4 protein-coding genes are annotated in these 3,159 nt (G+C 61.9%); all 4 read right to left on the reverse strand.

Annotated elements, in window-relative coordinates:
- Positions 1-562, reverse strand: a 562-nt coding sequence (locus tag WM40_RS26050; RefSeq protein ID WP_052738553.1) for an ankyrin repeat domain-containing protein, incomplete at its 3' end; no start/stop codon positions are given.
- A 62-nt stretch (positions 563-624) separates the two neighbouring features.
- Positions 625-1,407, reverse strand: a complete 783-nt coding sequence (locus tag WM40_RS26055; RefSeq protein WP_046154493.1) for a TatD family hydrolase — start codon at positions 1,405-1,407, stop codon at positions 625-627.
- 41 nt (positions 1,408-1,448) lie between these two features.
- Positions 1,449-2,573 (reverse strand): DNA polymerase III subunit delta', encoded by a 1,125-nt coding sequence (gene holB, locus WM40_RS26060; RefSeq protein WP_046154490.1) that lies wholly within the window; start codon positions 2,571-2,573, stop codon positions 1,449-1,451.
- A 120-nt stretch (positions 2,574-2,693) separates the two neighbouring features.
- Positions 2,694-3,159 (reverse strand): dTMP kinase (gene tmk / locus WM40_RS26065; RefSeq protein WP_046154491.1); only part of this gene is annotated, 466 nt, incomplete at its 5' end.

The raw sequence follows: 3,159 nt of genomic DNA on the forward strand, positions 1-3,159 counted from the left end.
CGCGGGCCGCCATCATCAGTGGGGTGGTGTCGTTTGGTGAACGCGCATCGACGTTCGCGTGCGCATCCAGCAACATGGTCACGATGGTGTCATCCCCGGTGCTCGCTGCGTAGTGCAGCGGCGTCCAGCCTGGCTTGTCGACTTTCGCGCCCTTCGCGATCAGCATCCGGACGATCGACGCATCCTTGACGATGGCTGCCAGCATCATCGCGTTCTCCCCTGCGCTATCCGTCTTTTCAACATCGGTACGACTATCGGCCAGCAGCGCCTCGGTCACCTTGTCGGATTTCTCCCGCGCGGCCAACACAAGCAGGGGCATACCTTGCGCGTCGGTTGTGTTTGGATTGAAACCGGATTGTAGCGCCCGTTGCACCGCGGATGCATCGTCAAACTTGACCGCCTTGATCACCGCGTCCGGGGAGGCCGCACTGGCCATCTGCGCATTGACGCCGCAGCCCGCCAAGATCGACATCGCCGCCACCCCAGCAACCGCCTGGCGCATTGAACCATACCTTGCCGACCTACCCAACACCGCTGCCCGCATGCGGGACATCATCGTCATCTGAGTCAAATTACCGCTCCATTGAAAATCTGCCGAATCACTCGGCGATATATGCCGCCGCTTCAGGGCGCCGCACTTGCAAACAGGCGGAAAAAATTTGCCGTGGTCGCGGCACCCAGCGCTTCCGGCGTCAGCCCACGCAATGCCGCGACGAAGTGGCCCACGTCGGCGACATAGGATGGTTCGTTTGTCTTGCCGCGATACGGGACCGGCGCCAGGTAGGGCGAATCCGTCTCGATCAACAAGCGATCCTCCGGTACCCGACGCGCAACATCCTGCAACGCGATCGCGTTCTTGAATGTCACGATACCGGATAGCGAAATATAAAAATTCATCTCCAACGCCGCTTGCGCCACCTCCCACGTTTCAGTGAAACAGTGCAGCACGCCCCCAATCTCGTCCGCGCGTTCCTCCCGCATCAGCCGCAACGTATCTTCCGCCGAAGCCCGTGTGTGAACGATCAAGGGCTTGCCCGCGGCACGTGCCGCGCGAATGTGGGTGCGGAAGCGTTGCCGCTGCCACTCCATGTCCGCCACGCTCCGGTTCTCCAGACGGAAATAATCCAACCCCGTCTCGCCGATGGCGATGATCTTCGGATGCGCACTCAAGGCCAGCAGGTGATCCACATCGGGCTCTTCCACGTTTTCGTGGTCGGGATGCACGCCGACCGAAGCGAAAACATTCGCATGCGATACCGCAAGCGCCAGCACCTGGGGAAACGTCTCCAGATCGACACTCACACACAATGCATGCGTGACCGCGCGCAGCCGCATCCGGTCCATCAAGGCCGGCATCTGGGCGGCAAACGTTTCAAAGTTGATATGACAGTGTGAATCGACGAACACGGTGGAATCCTGTTGACTATAGCGTATCACTTGGCGCGGCGTCAGCGCGGCGTCAGCGAAAACACAGCGCGGTAACGAACGAACAGCGATTCGAACACCAATCGCGCGTTCAACGGGTGCTGCTCGGTCATCCGTTCACGCAGCAAGGCCTGCTGGAACTGCATCAGCACCATCGCATCGGCTTGCGTGGCACAACGGCGCAGCGCGGTGGCATGCGCAGGAAAATACCGGACCTGCCCTGTCAACGTCACGCTCGCCAGGTCGTACACCCATCGTTGCAACCAACCGAGCACGACCGGTACGGCCATCTTCTGCACCGCATCGGCACAGGCAAATGCGTCGCAATGCGCGCCGGCGGACCATTGCTGGATCAATCCATCGCGCAATGGCAACAGCGCGGCATGGTGCGGATCGCCAAATAATGCATGGGCCGCGAGTGGCGCCCCACCGGTTTGCGCCAAAGCGTCGCGCGCCGCCATCGGGGACGGCACGCCAGGTTGTGCCGCCAGCCATTCGCTGGCCAAGGCACGGTCGGGCCCGGCCAATGGCCATTGTCGGCAGCGGCTGATGATTGTGGGCAGCAATCGGTCCAGATTGGCACTGACCATCAAGAACATGACGCCGACGGGCGGCTCCTCCAACGTCTTTAACAAGGCGTTGGCCGCGGCGCCGTTCAACGCTTCCGCGGGATACACCAACACCACGCGTCGGCCGCCGCGATGCGCGCCAATCCCACAGAACGTCAACAAGGCCCGGATCTGCTCGATCTTGATTTCCTTGCTGAGCGCCTTGCCTTTCGTATCGCCTTCGCCCACATCGCCGTCGGTCGCCTTCCCTTTAGCCGCTTTCCCCCCTTTTTCGGAAACGTCGCCATCGGTCGACGTGGGTAGCGGTGGCGCCAGATTTTCCGGATAGACCGCATGAAAATCCGGATGGTTCCCTTGCTCGAACCAATGACATGCGGGGCATTGCCCACAAGGCCGGCCACGCATGGCGTCCGGACCGTGCCCTTCCTCACACAATAACGCCTGCGCCAGATGCCGCGCGAACGCTTCCTTGCCGATCCCGGCCTGGCCGTGAATCACCAGCGCGTGCGCAAACCGGCCGTTTGGCTGCAACTGCGCCGTCAACGCATTCCACGATGCCGATTGCCACGGGTACAACATCCTTGCTCTCCTATCGTCCCGCGCGGATCATCGCCGCGCAAGCGACCCGCCGGGCATGCCTTTCATGCGCCCGTCACGCACACACCGCGTACCGGACATCGCGGCGCGTACTCGTCCATGTCACAGGGCGGACACGATGACCTTCAAGTCGCTCTGAATCTCGGCAATGCCTCGGCTCGCATCGATAATGCGAAACCGTTCCGGCGATGACGCGGCGCGGCGGAGATATTCACTACGCGTGCGTTCGAAAAAATTCACTGATTCCCGTTCGAAACGGTCCGCCACGCGCGCGCCATCGCGGCGCGCCTGAGCGGTATCGATCGGCACGTCGAACAACAACGTCACGTCGGGCTGAAAGCCCTCCTGGACCCAGGCTTCGAGTGTTTCCAGTTTCGAGAGCGGCAAGCCGCGACCGCCGCCCTGATAGGCGAACGTCGCGTCGGTGAAGCGGTCACAAAGCACCCAGTCACCACGCTCGAGCGCAGGCCGAATCACGCGAACCAGATGCTCCCGGCGCGCGGCGAACATCAGCAACGCCTCGGTCTCAAGATCCATCGGCTGATGCAACAGCGTTTCGCGCAGCGTT

Source organism: Robbsia andropogonis, assembly GCF_000970345.1.
GTDB classification, from domain to species: Bacteria; Pseudomonadota; Gammaproteobacteria; order Burkholderiales; family Burkholderiaceae; genus Robbsia; species Robbsia andropogonis.